We start from the raw sequence: 15,197 nt of genomic DNA on the forward strand, positions 1-15,197 counted from the left end.
AATATCGTGGATGAAATTGTAATAGGCAACACGGGTATCTAGTCTATCTTATAAGGGTTTTAACCTCCTAAAAATTACATATACTATAATTTTATGTTGTCAGCACGGCATTTGATTAAGGTTTTGTTGGTTATGATGTTCTTTTTCTTCTGTAAAGGTTATATATTGTTTATTATAATCTGATCTATATATTAAAGCAAACTAATTATATTAATTGATGCTTCTCTTATTATATATTTTTACCTTTGGTTCATTATTAAAAAGATAAATTAGAGTAAAAATGCTATAAAGAAAGTTATTAGATAATTTTTTATAATATATTTAGAAAATTATACTGTCTATATAAAAGAGTTTAAAAATTATTGAAAGATATATCAATAACATACCAGCTATGTAGTTTTTTCAAGATGGTTTCAAAATCAATACTTATAATATCATATAAAAAATAAAAAATTTTTTTATACAGTATTATATAAACTTTTTTAATTTTATAATAATGTTCACATCAATAGATCATAATAATAGCGATTTAATCGTTTCCGAAGTATTTCAAAAAGGAAGTACAACATACTTTTATAGCAGCAGATTTTTCCCTTTGCATATAAGATTAAAGGTTTCAAGACTCTACGCATTTGTGAGAGTTGCAGATAACTTTGTGGATTCAGTACCACAACAGGTGGATAAATTCTATAATTTTAAAAACGAATATGAACGTGCCTTGAAAAGAGGCTTTTCAGATGATATAATTATAAATAAATTTATAGATCTAAAGAATGATGTGGGCATTGATGACTCCTGGGTTGATGCATTTTTAAATGCAATGGAATCTGATATAAATAAAAAGATCTATTATACAGTACCAGAGCTGCTGTCTTACATATATGGCTCTGCAGAGGTCATAGGTCTTATGATGGCAAGGATACTTGATCTTGATAATAGATCATATCCATACGCAAGAATGCTTGGAAGGGCAATGCAGTACCTTAATTTTATAAGGGATTTCAGTGAGGATCTTTCAATGGGCAGAATTTATCTCCCGCTTGAATTCACAGAGATAAATGATTTTAGCTATGAGAATGTCATTAAAAACATTGAAGCGTTCAATCTTTTTATAAGAAAAAACCTTAATGTTTACTTCTCATGGAATAAACAGGCAGCAAAAGGCTTTAGATATATTAAATACAGATATCTGGTTCCAATAAAGACTGCATCTGATATGTATCTCTGGACTGGAAAAATAATATACAGGAATCCAATGGTAGTATATAAATCAAAGGTAAAGCCTGGAAAAAGATTAATTAGGGGACGTGGTATTTACAATCTTATAGGTGCCTTAAGATGGATATAACGCATTTCTACTATTTTATAATACTTTCCTTCATATTCTTCCCGGTTCTTGGCATATCACTTACAAATGAATTTAAAAAGGTAAGGAATTACAGGGCATTGTTATATGCAATGCTTTTTACTGATCCTGTTTACATAGTATGGGACTCTCTTTCTGTAACTTACCATGTATGGACATTTAATAAAAAATATATAACAGGCATAATGGTTTATAATCTTCCTGTTGAGGAGATACTTTTCTTTTTTGTGGTTCCATTCAGCACCTTTCTTATATATGAATCCATAGACTACATTAAAAATGATTCTTTTATATCAAAAACATCAAGAATAAAAAAGATAATGTTTATTATAGCAATTCTTTTCATTTTAAATGGGATATACTTTTATTCATATATATACATGCTTCTTGCATCTGTATTTACAGCCTTTATTATATTATTAACGCTTAAAATAATGCCATCACTTTACAGGTCATCGAACTACTGGCTTTTTATAATAATAATGTACATTCCATTTATAGTATTTGATCATTTTTTAACCTCGCTTCCTGTTTTTACATACGGTGTTCATGCAATTATAAATATAAGAATATTGAGCATACCGGTTGAGGAATTTATATATGTGTATTCACTGATGAATTTCTATGCGCTTTTTTATAATATTTACAAAAAGAGTTCAAATAAAGATGAATTAAAATTTATTGTTAATTACCCTTTAAGGATAAAATGAGGTTTTCAATATTAATAACCGTTTATGACAGGCGTGAATACGTAGAAAGGGCGATAAAATCGGTAAAAAATCAGATCTTAAATGACCTTGAAATAATAGTAATTTCAAACATAGATCTAAAACTTGATGATGATATAATTTATATTAGAAGCCATGAAAAAAGCCTTTCCGGAAAGATCATTGAGGGGATTTCCATGGCATCAGGCGATGTAATATGCTTCCTAGAGGATGATGATGAGTTTAAACCTGAAAAATTGGTTAAAATTTCAAAATATTTTGATATGGGCTATGATTATGTTCATAATGCATTGATAACCGATAATGCAGATAAAGGAAAAATTATAAACATACCTGGATTCAACATGAGCTCCACGGCAATAAGCATAAATCTTGCGAGGTCAATAAAGATACCGGAGAACATTAATACAGGCCTGGATATTTACATATACGCAAGGGCCATGGAGTTCAGGTTTGTAAATATTGATGAGCCACTCACAGTATATCACTCAGATACCGGCAATTCAACAATTTACCATGGGCCTGTTGATGAATTTTATAAAAGGAATATTGAAATTTACAATAGATCATTAAATGATATTAAAACGTTCCTGCCATATACAAACGGCCCCGGAAGAAGATATTCTGAGCTTTTCATTTATTTATCATGCTATGGCATTTTATTAATGTCTGCTGATAGAAAAGGCATATTTAGAATATCTTTTAGAATCCTTTATAATAATTACATGAAAAAGAGCATTAAAAACATTATTATTTTCACCATTGGATCATTGTTTCATTTCATGTTTCCTGGATTTATAAGAAATTATTTATATAAAAGATCACATGGTAATTTCTCCAGTGGACTTGACTTTTTCTTTAATTAATTTATTGTATATCACCTCGGCAGATACAAAAGCCATTGGAACACCTATTCCAGGATGGGTGTACTGTCCTGTGTAATACATGTTCCTTAAAAGCCTGTTCCTGTTTAATGGCCTGAAATATGCGGTCTGCAGCATTGTGTTTGCAAGTCCAAAGGCGGTTCCCATAAAGGAATTGTAATCTGATTTAAAATCGGAAGGACCATAATATTTTATAAAGTCTATATAATCTATTATATTTTCATTTAGATATTCCTCAAGTTTTGAAAGTGCGGCAAATACATACCTGCTTCTGTAAAATTCAGTATCAATTATGAATGGCGATGCCGGTATTAGCATAAAAATTGAATCCATGTTTTCAGGTGCTACATTTTTATCTGTTTTGCTTCTAACGCTTAAATAGAATGAAAAGTTTTCAGGTATGTATTTTGATCCCGAATCTATTGAATTAAAATGATCGTTCCATTCTGCAGGTATTATAATATTATGGTGTTCAATTGCAAGCTTTTTCTTGAGTCCTATGTATGCCAGAACTGCGGATGGTGAAAGCCTTCTTGTTTTCCAGAACGATTCTGAATAGTTTCTAAAGCCAGGGGGCAGCAGGGATTCTGCATTGTAATAATCGCCTGCAAAGATAAATAGATCACCTTCGATTTTATTATTTCCTGCAATTATTGATGATATTTCATTGTTATTTATGTTAATCCCACTAACCTCGCACGATGTTATATACCTTACATTTAATGATCTTCCTATTTTATAGAGCGATGAAACAACAGATGAAAAGCCATTCTCTGGATAGTAAACGCCATCGTTGAACATTGAATAGTTTACCATCGAGTAAAATGCAGGTATGTTAAATGGATTTCCGCCAAGAAAGACCGATGAAAATGTTGTTATGTACCTCATTGATTTTGAAGAGAAGAATGATTTTGAAAGATCCATCATGGAATCAAGGAGATGGAGCCTTGATACATTTTTTAGGATATCAGGTGATAGCATATCCTTAAATGATGAGAAATCCCTGTATATAAAATCAGGGAAAACCGCATCGTATATCTTTTTTGTTTCCTCAAGATAAAGATCGAATTTTTTATAGCCATCATCCTCAAGGCTGTTAAAGAGATTCATATTATTGTATGGATCAGCCCTTATATTATAACAGCTGTTTTCAATGCATATTCTAAATGCAGGATCGAGCCTTTTTATTGAATAAAAATCGTGCCTTGATAAGCCAAGTGATTGAAAATAATGATCAAAAACCTCCGGCATTAAATACCATGATGGGCCCATATCGAATTTATAACCATCTGCATAAAAAGATCTTGATCTGCCACCAAGAGTTTTATTTTTTTCAATGAGGATTACATCATTGTCACCTGCAACAAGGTTTGCAAGTGATAGACCTGCATATCCGCCACCAACTATTACTATCTTCATTTTATCACTGCTTCAATGTATCAAGATTTTTCTTTGAATTAATCCTTTCAAGATCCACCCTTGTTTTATCTATTCCAGGTATGTATAAAAGAAATCCCCAGTTCATGCCCTTTCCGCGGCCGTCGTTTATATGGTGAAGCTCGTGAACCTCTATTAATTTATTAATATATCTTGAATGTTTTCTATTTCTTAAATGAAGATAATAATTATGTATTATCATATCATGAATGATTAAATATAATATTCCATAAAACAGCATGCCTATGCCGAATGACATGTATATAAAGTCCTTTGTTTCAAAGCTTGCTATGAACAGGGACATCGATATAAATGCAAAGAATAATGCAAATAAATTGTTCCTCTGGAATCTTCTTCCTGATGGTATATGATGATCCTTATGTATTGGCCACAGAATACCATGCATCAGGTACTTATGTGTTAATCTTGCTATGAATTCCATGCCTATTAAACCAGATACTATCCCTGCGGCATAGTATAAATACTGGATTATCATGCCTAAAAAATCTTTATATTGCTTATAATCATTTATAAAAATATTTTTTATAATTTACTGTTTCAAATCTAAAATTATTGTATAAAAATTTTTTTTAAATAGCTTAATATTAATACAAAAAATAAAAATTCATGGATAAGGGCATATTACCATTATTTGTAACGGCCATGATAGACTTTATTGGCTTTGGTATAATAATACCAATAGCACCGTTTTATACAAGGGATCTTGGTGCCACACCATTTGAATTTTCAATACTTCTGGTTGTTTATTCACTTGCACAGTTTATTGCATCACCATATCTTGGCAGGCTTTCAGATAGAATTGGCAGGAAAAATGTTCTTGTACTTGGGCTTTCAGGTGAGATTGCAGGATATTTAATATTTGGGCTTTCCCCGGTATTATCACTGCTTTATATAGGCAGGGCAATAACAGGCGCAACCTCGGGAAACCTCCCTGTAATTTACTCCTTTGTTTCTGATAAAACATCATCAGATAACAGGACAAGGGCCATAGGCATGATAGGTGCCGCAATAGGCATTGGCTTTGTTATTGGGCCCTTTATAGGCGGCTCATTGTCAATTTTTGGATACAGGGTTCCAATACTCTTTGCGGCAGTCCTGTCATTTATAAATATGGTTCTTGTCCTTAGAATAAAGGAAGAAAGGAAAAAGACAAATTACAAAAAAGGGAGTATATTAAAAGCTTTTGAAATTGCACCGTACATTTTTATTTCAATAACCTTCATAGCACTGGGCTTTGTCATGCTTCAGACAACGCTTGCATACTATGGCCAGGCACTCTATTCATGGGGCTCGCTGGCCGTTGGCATTATTCTCGGCATCGTTGGCATGGAGCAGGCATTATTCCAGCTTCTACTTGTTTTCAGACTGACCAGGAGGATTGGAAGCATAAGGACAGTAATGCTTGGAATAATATCATTTACAATGGCATTTTTAATCCTGTCGTTCAGGGTAAATGAGTACATTGCCATCTTCTCATTAACATTGTTCTCGCTTGGATATTCTCTTTTTCAAACCCCGGTTATATCAATAATAAGCGATATTGCACCTGTAGAAATACGCGGATCCACCCTGGGAATAACACAGTCAGCGCAGTCATTATCAAACATTATTGGACCGTTAATTGCAGGCTATACTTTTGAATTCATATCGATATACTCGCCATACATGCTGGCAGCTGCATTTGGAATACTATCACTGCTTTTTATATCCATTTTCATTATCAAATCAGGTTCAGCCTTAAAAGATATAGGTTATACATAAATATATTTTTAATTTTTGGATTTTTTTATTATATTTTTAGCTTTTTATCAGAGTCTGCTTTAAAAAATTGTAAGATTGTATAAAAATATTTTTTAACTATTGTTATTAACATAATAAATATTTTTTTCCACATGGTTATTTCAAAATCCATTATTAAAAGGCGGGTACTTTTAATAATAATATGGGCAATAGTGCTTGTTGCCATAATACCTGCAGTGACCGGTTACACACATTATATAAGCTATTCAAACAGCTCACCGGTAGGTCCAGGATCCGAATCATCAATAGCACAGCATATCATAGAGAAAAAGTTCCCGGATAACTCAAGTTTAATAGTTGTTGTAAATGGGAGTTCCCCATCAAAAAATATGGCATCAACTGTTCTTGGATTTCAGTCAAACCTGTCAGGGCTTGGGCTTAAAAACTATTATTCCTCATCATCGGTTTACAGTGAGTACGCAGCATATATAAACAATGAAATAAATGCATCAATATCGTCCAGGATAATATACGATTATACAATGATAAAAAATAATGCAATTGAAATATTCAGCGAACCGGCAGAATTTTATATTTTATGGTCCCATGATGGTTTTAACAACAGCTCAATAAATAAAAATGTTATGGACTCATTTTCACCTGGCACATACAGGGAAAAATTTTACAGTGCAATAATTAATTCAACAGGGTCTCCATACAATCGTGTTGAATCATCAATAGGAAGATCCATTGTAATGGATTTATTTAATGCCACGGCGTTTAAATATCTAAACATCACTGATTACAATAATAAATCATCAATAATAAATGCAACATCATATATGTTAAATTACAGTGGACTTTCATATTATATAATAAATTCCGTTGTATCATCATCGAATCCTGGCATCTTCTATGTTACACATTATGGTATTTACAATGCACCATCATTTATTTCATCAGCATACGTGGCCGGTAATATATCACTGATATACATAGACTTTGACACGCCTGCCGGCATGGACGTAATGGGCAGTTATACAGCATCAGAGCTTGCATTTCCTGCGGTTAATAACCTTGCAATGAAGACGTTCAAGAACGCCATTGTGACCGGCAACGGTGCAATATCATATGAAACAAATAAGGAAACCCAGAAGGCTGGTTTTGCCTTTGGATTAATATTTATATTCCTTGCAGTGGCCATTCTGTTTGCTGCACTGTCCTGGAAGTCATCGATTCTTGTTATTATATTTTCAGGGATTGCGCTGCTTCTTGGTTATACATCGGAATACATTACCGGGCTGATACTTCACAGTGTAAGCTACATTGTAAACTACACACTAACCGCCGTGATCCTTGGAATATCAGCAGATTACCTGCTTTTTATAATATCAAGGTACAGGGACGAACTAAGATCAGGTTCAGATGAGAAAACAGCGCTTGAGACATCCATAAGATCCTCGGGAAGGTCCATTTTAATCAGCGGAATTACAGTTGCATTCAGCCTTGCAACATTTTCTTTTATACCAGGGTTTAAATCCTGGGGCATAACGCTATTCCTTGCTGTTATATTCACCATTGCCCTGGAAACGACACTGCTGCCGGTGATTATATCATTCCTTGGCAGAAGTCTCTTTTTAAGGTACGCACTTAAACCTGATATAAATGATAAAGAAAAATCAAAATTCTATAAGGCCGCCGAGGGGGCAATATCGAAAAAGTTTTTTGTAATAATTATAATAATAATACTTGGATCATCAGGCATCTATGCATTCTTTAATGCGCCGGTAACGTACAATTTTAACACAGGGCTGCCACAGAACCTTGAGAGTGTCAGGGGACTTAACCTAATAGATAAAAGCTTTGGTTCAAGCACCCTCTATCCGGTCTATGTTATAGTCAATGAAAGTATTGGCAGTGAAAAAATAGAAAATATATCATATTACATTGCATCGCTCAGCTGGGTTGACAGGGCATACGGCCCATACATTAATGGAAAATATGTAAACAGCTCCATAGGTTATTCATCTTACAAAATTGATTCCCATTATGTTTATTACATTTTATATTCAAGGTACTCACCGTATTCTAAAAATGCAATAAATGCAGTTTCCCAGCTCAGATCAAATCATGATCTTATTGTCGGCGGGATAACATCAACAATAATAGATGAGGCGCACCAGAATAAAATAATATACAGCGAGCTTGAGATACTTATAGTTCTGGTAATAGGAATCATAATAGGTGTCTCATTCAGATCATGGAAGTATCCTGTTATATCATTATCCGGTGTTTTTTTCAGTGTTTCATGGACAACAGGCATACTCTATTTGATATCAAAATACGTTCTACACGAGGCCCTGATATATTTAATACCTGTGATACTTTTTATAATATTGTTCTCGCTTGGAAACGATTACACGGTATTTATAATCTCAAGGATAAGGGAGTACAGTTCTTTAAACAGGGATAATGCAATAAAGATTGGAATATCAACATCCGGCAGGGTTGTAACGACACTTGGTATAATACTTGCCGTATCCCTTGGGGCACTGAGCTTTATACCTGTGGCCTTCCTGGAACAGCTTGGAATCTCATTTATAATCTCATTGATAATAGATACCTTTATAATACGTATTTTTTACTTCCCTGCGATGATATCGGCCCTCTTCAAAAATAAAATTTAGGCTATTCAAAAAACTCATAATCGTATATGATCATAACCTCTATTTTATTATCTATTTTTCTTAAATTTTCTATGACGCTCTTTGCTGTGATTATGTCCTTTTCAATACTTAGTGATATTCCGGATTGGTCATCGTTTATTATTATTAAGCTCTCATCAAGTCTTGATATTATATCCTTTATTCTATCAGTAAAAATGCCAAGTATTACAGTATTAAGCTTTGAAAGGTCTAGCCTTCCTATTATTGAAATTACGCGCTTTTCAATTAAATAATCCAGTCTTCTCTTTACCGTGCTGTACTTTTTGTTTAATGCCCTTGCAATATCCTGTGTCCTCATTAATGGATCCATTCTTAGCTGTTCTATTATCATATCATCAAGCTTTATCCTTTTCACGCCCGGCTCCAGTGTGGCGGGCATGTACCTCATTTCAGGAGAACCGAGCATATCAACGATTTCCATGGATTTTTTATTAAGTTCCTCATCTGTTCCGGAAAGACCATAAACGGTTGTTTTTTCAAGGCATTTTATTACAGAGGAAACCCTCCCGTGATATATTTTATCCCCTGAAAATGCCATGTAAAGTGACTTTTTTCCATAAAATGCAGGATTAACATGAAGCATGTACTTTTTTATTATGCCCTCCTCATTTATTTTTTTCATCCTATAATTTAAATCCTGCGCACTTATATTAAGATCCATTGAGAGCGATCTAAGGCTCTGCCTCGGATTTCGCAGCAGCCTGTAAATTATGCCCGAGTATGAGGCATCCATTATTGAGTATTACCAGTTTATAAATCTATTTTTCTATTTTAAAGGTTGATAATAAATGACCCTGTTTCATTATAATAATGTTTTATAAATCCTGTTGTTATTAAACCCATGTGGGCGCCGTATCATTTTTAATGCTTTTATAATACATTATACATCTCCCGGAAAAAATATAGTATAATATTGAATTTGCAGGTGATTAAAATGCACAAGGATAGTATAAGGGAGCGTTTTATAGGCCTTGACAGGATAAATCATCTTGCAGCATGCTCAAAATCGCCAATGCTTAAAACTGTTAAGAATGCACTTGAGGATTACATCAATGATGTTATAAACCTTGGGAACCCATGGGATCTCTGGACTGATAAGGTAAATTACGCAAGAAGGCTTTTTGCAAAAATAATCAACGCAGATCCGGGTGATGTTGCCGTTTTATACTCCGTTTCATCAGCGCTTAATGCAATCATGAGCTCATTTAATTTTAAAAATAATAATATTGTAACCTCGGATCTGGAGTTCCCGACAACAAATTTTATACTTCAGGCATATAAAAAATATGGCATAAAAATTAAAACAATAAAAAATGATAATGGAATCATTAAAAGCAGTAATTATAATGAATACATTGATGAAAATACAATTATGGTAACCGCAGTGCATGTATCGTCCCTTAATGGTTTTAAACAGGACATAGATGAAATTTCAAAGATGGCGCATGAACATGGTTCATATATATACGTTGATGATTACCAATCCCTTGGTTCATTAAAAATCGATGTTAAAAAGAGCAAAATAGACTTTTTGGCATCTGGAACCCTAAAATGGCTTCTTGGAGTTTCTGGAATTGCATTTTTATATGTAAATCCCGAGATTGTTAATGATCTAAGGCCAGCAAATATAGGCTGGTTTTCACAGAAATATCCATTCCAGTTTGGATCCGAATCCATAAATTATGCACATGGGGCAGGGCGCTTCGAAAATGGTACATGGTCAATTCCATCGGTTTACGCGGCAATAGGTGGCATGGAGTGCATACTCGATTATAATGATATAGAAGGCGAAAATAAAAGATTGTTTTCATATACACTTGACGAGCTTGATAAAAATAATATAAAAACCCTGACCCCGGAGCAGTCTGCAAATATAGTTGCCATTCCATTGAAAAATCCACAGGAGGCCGAATCAATATTAAAAAGGAAGTACAATATAATAACATCGGCAAGATCAAACTCTCTTAGAATTTCACCGCACTTTTACAATACATTTGAGGAGATAGAGGCGGCTGTAAAGATCATTAAGAATGAATTTTTATAGTATGATTATATGATTTATTTAGTGTGTGAGAATTTTCCACAAAAACCTGCCCAAAATCCTCACACACCATAATGCTTTGTGTTTAAAAATAAAAAGATTTATATTATAAATAATTATTATCTATTAAGTGGATGGAGTTCCATTAAATGCCTGGTGCTGATAACTCCTGTTTAAAAATAAGGGGGTGGCATCTTGGCATTTAAAAGCATAATTTACATAAAGGATGAGAATAATCTCATATCATATGATTTAGATTTATTAACGGATTTATCATTAAATGATATCTTTAAGGGAATTAACGGAAATATAATTGATGATAACATTGATTCAATTCTACATAAACCATTAAAATACATTGAAAATATAAAATACAGGCAGGATGTATTCTCGGATTTAATGGACAATAATTTATACAATGCCGTTAAATTATTTTCTGAAAATTCAGATATTTTATTATACAAAATTAGGGGATTAAATGATCTTGATGATGTTCAGAGAAAAAGATGCTTTCTTGATTCTGTATATCTTTACTGCAATGCAATCACATCATTACTTGAATCATTGAAGAATGCAGATTTAAAATCGTCAGGATTTATTAACCTGTTGGATTATCTTAAAAATTACACAGAATCTGATTTTTTTAAATCACTAAAAAAAGAATCATATAATATAGAAAAAATTATATCATCAATAAGGTATAAAATAAATATAAATGGCAATAAAATCACTGTTAAGAAATGTTTAAATGATGATGATTTCAGTGATGAGATTATCAATGCATTCTCAAAATTCCTTGATGATAAAAATTTTGATTTTAATGATGATAATTCATATGAAATAGGCCATGTTGAGGCTTCTATAATAGTTTTGGTATCAAGGCTGTATCCTGATGAGTTTGGTTTAATGTCCTCATTTTTTGAAAAATACAATAATTTTATTGATCCTGTGATTGAAAAATTCATGCATGACATTAAATTTTATTTAAAATACATTATTTATATGAAAAGATTCACAAATTACGGATTAAAATTCTGCATACCAAAGATCATTAATTCAGGAAATGTTTATGCAGATAATATATATGACCTTGCACTGGCGCAAAAATTAATTATTCATGGAAATATTCCTGTTGCAAATTCATTTTCATTTAATGATGCAAACATATTAATTGTTACAGGACCAAACAATGGCGGAAAAACAACGTTTGCACGATCAATAGGCCAGGTTTATTATCTTTCAGCTCTGGGTTTACCTGTTCCCGGATCCGATGCCGCACTTAATATTCCGGATAAAATATTTACGCACTTTGAAAAATCAGAGGCCATAGAGAATCCAGAGGGAAGGCTAGAGGAGGAGCTTAAAAGGTTTAAAAAAATAATTGATGAATCTACAGATAAAAGCGTTATAATAATAAACGAGATGCTGAGTTCAACAACAATAATGGACGGCATTGAAATAGGTAAAAAAATAATAGATCTTTTAATCAAAAGGAAATGCCATTCAGTTTATGTGACTTTTATACATGAATTATCTGAACTTAATGGTGTAAAAAGCTATGTTGCACAGGTTGGTAATGACCATATTAAAAGAGCATATAAAATAATTCAGGAAAAATCAAACGGAATGGCATATGCACATGCACTCGCTGAGAAGTATGGTTTATCATATGAAATTTTAATAAAGAGGATTAAAAATGAGGACCTATCTAACATCAATTAATGGAAAAAGGAAAAAATGCAATATTCCATGGAATGGTGATACAATTATAAAAGACCTTGGATTAAATCCAATTTTAAATGCCATGGCATCCGGCGATGATTACCTTTTACAAAATATTAAGGAATATCTATTAAATAATATAAATTCTGTTGATGAAATATTGTACCGTCAGGAAATATTAAAAGATTTTATTAAAAATGGTGACATGGCAAAAAGAATATACAACAATGCCTCGGAATTCATTGAATCAATAAGAAGGAATTATCTATGGCTCAGCGATTCAATTTCATTTAGTGCATCATTGGGCATAATTAGGGATTTTATAAAATACATTGATAAATTAAGGCATATATTTTTGGAGAACAATGATTTTTCATCCATTGGATTAAAAAAATTTTACAATGTTATTTTTAATGATTTTGGAAATGAATATATGAATTTTATTAAGAATTATCTGGATATATTAAATTTTAATGATGGCATTGAGCTTTGTATCTCACCTGGACTTGGAAATTCAGGAAAAAATTATAAGCTTCATAGGCCATATAATGGCAATTCAATAAGAAAATTTATTAGCAATTCAATTGAAAGGCATTACACATACATACTTGCTGAGAGGGACATAAGCGGTGCGGAGGAGGTTTCTGAGATAAAGAACAGGGGATTAAAAAAGGTAAAATTTGCAGTAATAAATGCTGCAAAGAACATAATGGAATTCTATAATGATATAAAGAGCGAATCGGGATTTTATCTATCCGCAGTGAATTTATTTAATAAAATTAAAATAAAGAATGGAAATATATGCTTTCCCATTCCATTGAATGATATGAGAACATCCTTTAAGGGCTTGTATGACCTTGGTTTGTTTCTTGACACTGAATCAAATGTTGTTCCAAATGATTTAAACAGCGATGCGGAATTATTTATCATTACAGGCACAAATAAAGGTGGAAAAACAACATTTTTAAGGAGCATTGGACAGGCACAGATATTAATGCAGTCCGGAATCTTTGTTCCTGCGGAATCATTCTCTGCAAACATTGTTTCAGGAGTATATACGCATTTCAAGCATGAGGAGGATAAGACACTTGAAAAAGGTAAATTTGATGATGAACTCTCAAAGATGGATGAAATAGTTAAACATTTAAAGGCAAAAGGCATGATTTTATTCAATGAATCATTTTCATCAACAAATACCAGAGAAGGTTCAGAAATAGCATTGGGAATAACAAAGGCACTTATTGAAAATGGAATAAAAATATTCTTTGTTACACATTTATATGAGTTTGCCTCATCTGTTTATAAAGAAATAAGTGAAAAATCAATGTTTTTAATTGCCGAGAGAACATATGATGGAAGGCACACATATAAAATAATAAAAGGTAAACCATCTGAAACAGGATACGCTATGGATTTATACAATAAAATTTTTATGGAAAAGTAAGTTAATAAACAATTTTTATATATTATTTATAAAAAAATAATCTTTGTGCTTTAAGACTCTTATTATCAAAACATATCCATTTATAAAATATTTATTATTAATTCACTTGTCATCATCCTTTTTATTTTCATAATCAAGATGAATTTTTCTAGTACTGTTTCTTTTACCATTTATTAAAATGCTAGGTTCATCTGAAATTACTATATTTTTCTTATTATTACGAATAATATTTGTATATTCATTTATTACATCATCATTTGCTGGTAAATATATACCATTTTTATCATTGTTCTTTGAATTAATATGTTTCATTGCATTCTCAATGCAATTTTTAATCAAATCAAAATCAACCTCAAATGCAATTATATGCTTTCCTTTTAATTTTTCAGGCTCATATAAATAATATTCATTACATATCAACTTTCAATATACGTTACTTTCTTACCAATATTAGCAAATTTTATTGACTATTACAATATTCATTATTAATTATTGCTATACCAAGTTTCATGTTGAACTTTAATCTCTTCACAATTATGAATAGTCTAAAATTTAAACTCATTTAAAGGGGATATAAGGAATAATTTATATAAATATATAAATGATAAAAATACAATGTTATAATATTTATTCCAGAATTCAGATATCACAATAGTATCAACAGAAGTTGAATAGCAGGAGCATTCCTAGAAGTCGGAAAGAACAGATTAGAAGTAAAGGTTCTTATAAGGTATTGATAAGGAATGATAATATTAAAAAATAATAGGTGAAATGACAATATAAATTAAACATTAGTTCAACATATGAAATAATAAATAAATATAACAGTGCAACAAGAATAGTATGATATTATAAAATAAATAATATTAATAAAGAGGATAAAAATATTCAACAGGAATAGAGTACAGAATATTAAACAAAATAATAGAACTATCCGGGGAAAGGTGACGTATATCTATAATTTGAGCATTAATAGGGAATTTAAATATGAATAATTTACTTATATATAGAGAATGGATAAACCAAGTTTCGTACATAAAATATTTTTCTATATTTTTATTATTTTTGAGTTTTGTTTATTGCGCCAA

General features: G+C 31.7%; 12 protein-coding genes. 8 read left to right on the forward strand and 4 right to left on the reverse strand.

Translation table 11 applies throughout. The features are described from left to right. The first annotated feature begins 496 nt into the window (after positions 1–496). From B8780_RS03570 to B8780_RS03580, 3 genes are read left to right on the forward strand one after another with little or no spacing between them, the layout of a single operon-like run. Entirely contained in the window at positions 497–1,348 is an 852-nt protein-coding gene (locus B8780_RS03570) for a phytoene/squalene synthase family protein (RefSeq protein WP_084272687.1), read from the forward strand. Then, entirely contained in the window at positions 1,339–2,076 is a 738-nt protein-coding gene (locus B8780_RS03575; RefSeq protein WP_084272688.1) for a lycopene cyclase domain-containing protein, read from the forward strand. Before B8780_RS03570 ends, B8780_RS03575 begins: the two co-directional genes overlap by 10 nt. Beyond that, positions 2,073–2,960: a glycosyltransferase family 2 protein gene (locus B8780_RS03580; protein ID WP_084272689.1), complete on the forward strand. Its 888-nt coding sequence runs from the start codon at positions 2,073–2,075 to the stop codon at positions 2,958–2,960. The genes B8780_RS03575 and B8780_RS03580 overlap by 4 nt, the downstream gene beginning before the upstream one ends. Here B8780_RS03580 and B8780_RS03585 read toward each other — a convergent pair. Beyond that, positions 2,916–4,397, reverse strand: a complete 1,482-nt coding sequence (locus B8780_RS03585) for a phytoene desaturase family protein (protein ID WP_084272690.1) — start codon at positions 4,395–4,397, stop codon at positions 2,916–2,918. The two genes, B8780_RS03580 and B8780_RS03585, sit on opposite strands and share 45 nt — an antisense overlap. 4 nt (positions 4,398–4,401) lie before the next feature. Beyond that, on the reverse strand, positions 4,402–4,911 hold the full coding sequence (locus tag B8780_RS03590) for a sterol desaturase family protein (RefSeq protein WP_084272691.1): 510 nt from the start codon (positions 4,909–4,911) through the stop codon (positions 4,402–4,404). Between the two features lie 131 nt (positions 4,912–5,042). On the opposite strand from B8780_RS03590, the gene B8780_RS03595 reads away from it, so the two are divergent. Beyond that, positions 5,043–6,197 (forward strand): MFS transporter, encoded by a 1,155-nt coding sequence (locus B8780_RS03595; RefSeq protein ID WP_011178331.1) that lies wholly within the window; start codon positions 5,043–5,045, stop codon positions 6,195–6,197. 131 nt (positions 6,198–6,328) lie between these two features. After that, positions 6,329–8,863 (forward strand): MMPL family transporter, encoded by a 2,535-nt coding sequence (locus B8780_RS03600; RefSeq protein WP_084272692.1) that lies wholly within the window; start codon positions 6,329–6,331, stop codon positions 8,861–8,863. 1 nt (position 8,864) lies between these two features. Here the strand turns inward: B8780_RS03600 and B8780_RS03605 are convergent, their stop codons facing one another. Next, positions 8,865–9,635, reverse strand: a complete 771-nt coding sequence (locus tag B8780_RS03605; protein ID WP_084272693.1) for an Lrp/AsnC family transcriptional regulator — start codon at positions 9,633–9,635, stop codon at positions 8,865–8,867. A gap of 201 nt (positions 9,636–9,836) precedes the next feature. Here B8780_RS03605 and B8780_RS03610 point away from each other — a divergent pair, with 201 nt between their 5' ends. The 3 genes from B8780_RS03610 to B8780_RS03620 all read left to right on the forward strand — a co-directional run bounded on the left by B8780_RS03610 (position 9,837) and on the right by B8780_RS03620 (position 14,109). Beyond that, entirely contained in the window at positions 9,837–10,946 is a 1,110-nt protein-coding gene (locus tag B8780_RS03610) for an aminotransferase class V-fold PLP-dependent enzyme (protein ID WP_084272694.1), read from the forward strand. A gap of 192 nt (positions 10,947–11,138) precedes the next feature. Beyond that, positions 11,139–12,665, forward strand: a complete 1,527-nt coding sequence (locus B8780_RS03615) for a MutS-related protein (protein ID WP_084272695.1) — start codon at positions 11,139–11,141, stop codon at positions 12,663–12,665. Beyond that, on the forward strand, positions 12,640–14,109 hold the full coding sequence (locus tag B8780_RS03620) for a MutS-related protein (protein ID WP_084272696.1): 1,470 nt from the start codon (positions 12,640–12,642) through the stop codon (positions 14,107–14,109). Before B8780_RS03615 ends, B8780_RS03620 begins: the two co-directional genes overlap by 26 nt. Before the next feature lie 102 nt (positions 14,110–14,211). Here B8780_RS03620 and B8780_RS03625 read toward each other — a convergent pair whose 3' ends face one another. Beyond that, positions 14,212–14,529, reverse strand: coding sequence for a hypothetical protein (locus B8780_RS03625; RefSeq protein WP_084272697.1), 318 nt, complete (start codon positions 14,527–14,529; stop codon positions 14,212–14,214). Positions 14,530–15,197: the final 668 nt, after the last annotated feature.

The sequence above is a fragment of the Picrophilus oshimae DSM 9789 genome (assembly GCF_900176435.1).
Lineage (GTDB): Archaea > Thermoplasmatota > Thermoplasmata > Thermoplasmatales > Thermoplasmataceae > Picrophilus > Picrophilus oshimae.

What these genes read in the sequence shown, in the direction of transcription:
- B8780_RS03570 (WP_084272687.1), top strand. Translation starts at nt 497, where the DNA reads ATGTTCACATCAATAGATCATAATAATAGCGATTTAATCGTTTCCGAA.
- B8780_RS03600 (WP_084272692.1), top strand. Translation starts at nt 6,329, where the DNA reads ATGGTTATTTCAAAATCCATTATTAAAAGGCGGGTACTTTTAATAATA.
- B8780_RS03580 (WP_084272689.1), top strand. Translation starts at nt 2,073, where the DNA reads ATGAGGTTTTCAATATTAATAACCGTTTATGACAGGCGTGAATACGTA.
- B8780_RS03575 (WP_084272688.1), top strand. Translation starts at nt 1,339, where the DNA reads ATGGATATAACGCATTTCTACTATTTTATAATACTTTCCTTCATATTC.
- B8780_RS03610 (WP_084272694.1), top strand. Translation starts at nt 9,837, where the DNA reads ATGCACAAGGATAGTATAAGGGAGCGTTTTATAGGCCTTGACAGGATA.
- B8780_RS03590 (WP_084272691.1), bottom strand. Translation starts at nt 4,911, where the DNA reads ATGATAATCCAGTATTTATACTATGCCGCAGGGATAGTATCTGGTTTA.
- B8780_RS03620 (WP_084272696.1), top strand. Translation starts at nt 12,640, where the DNA reads ATGAGGACCTATCTAACATCAATTAATGGAAAAAGGAAAAAATGCAAT.
- B8780_RS03585 (WP_084272690.1), bottom strand. Translation starts at nt 4,397, where the DNA reads ATGAAGATAGTAATAGTTGGTGGCGGATATGCAGGTCTATCACTTGCA.
- B8780_RS03595 (WP_011178331.1), top strand. Translation starts at nt 5,043, where the DNA reads ATGGATAAGGGCATATTACCATTATTTGTAACGGCCATGATAGACTTT.
- B8780_RS03605 (WP_084272693.1), bottom strand. Translation starts at nt 9,635, where the DNA reads ATGGATGCCTCATACTCGGGCATAATTTACAGGCTGCTGCGAAATCCG.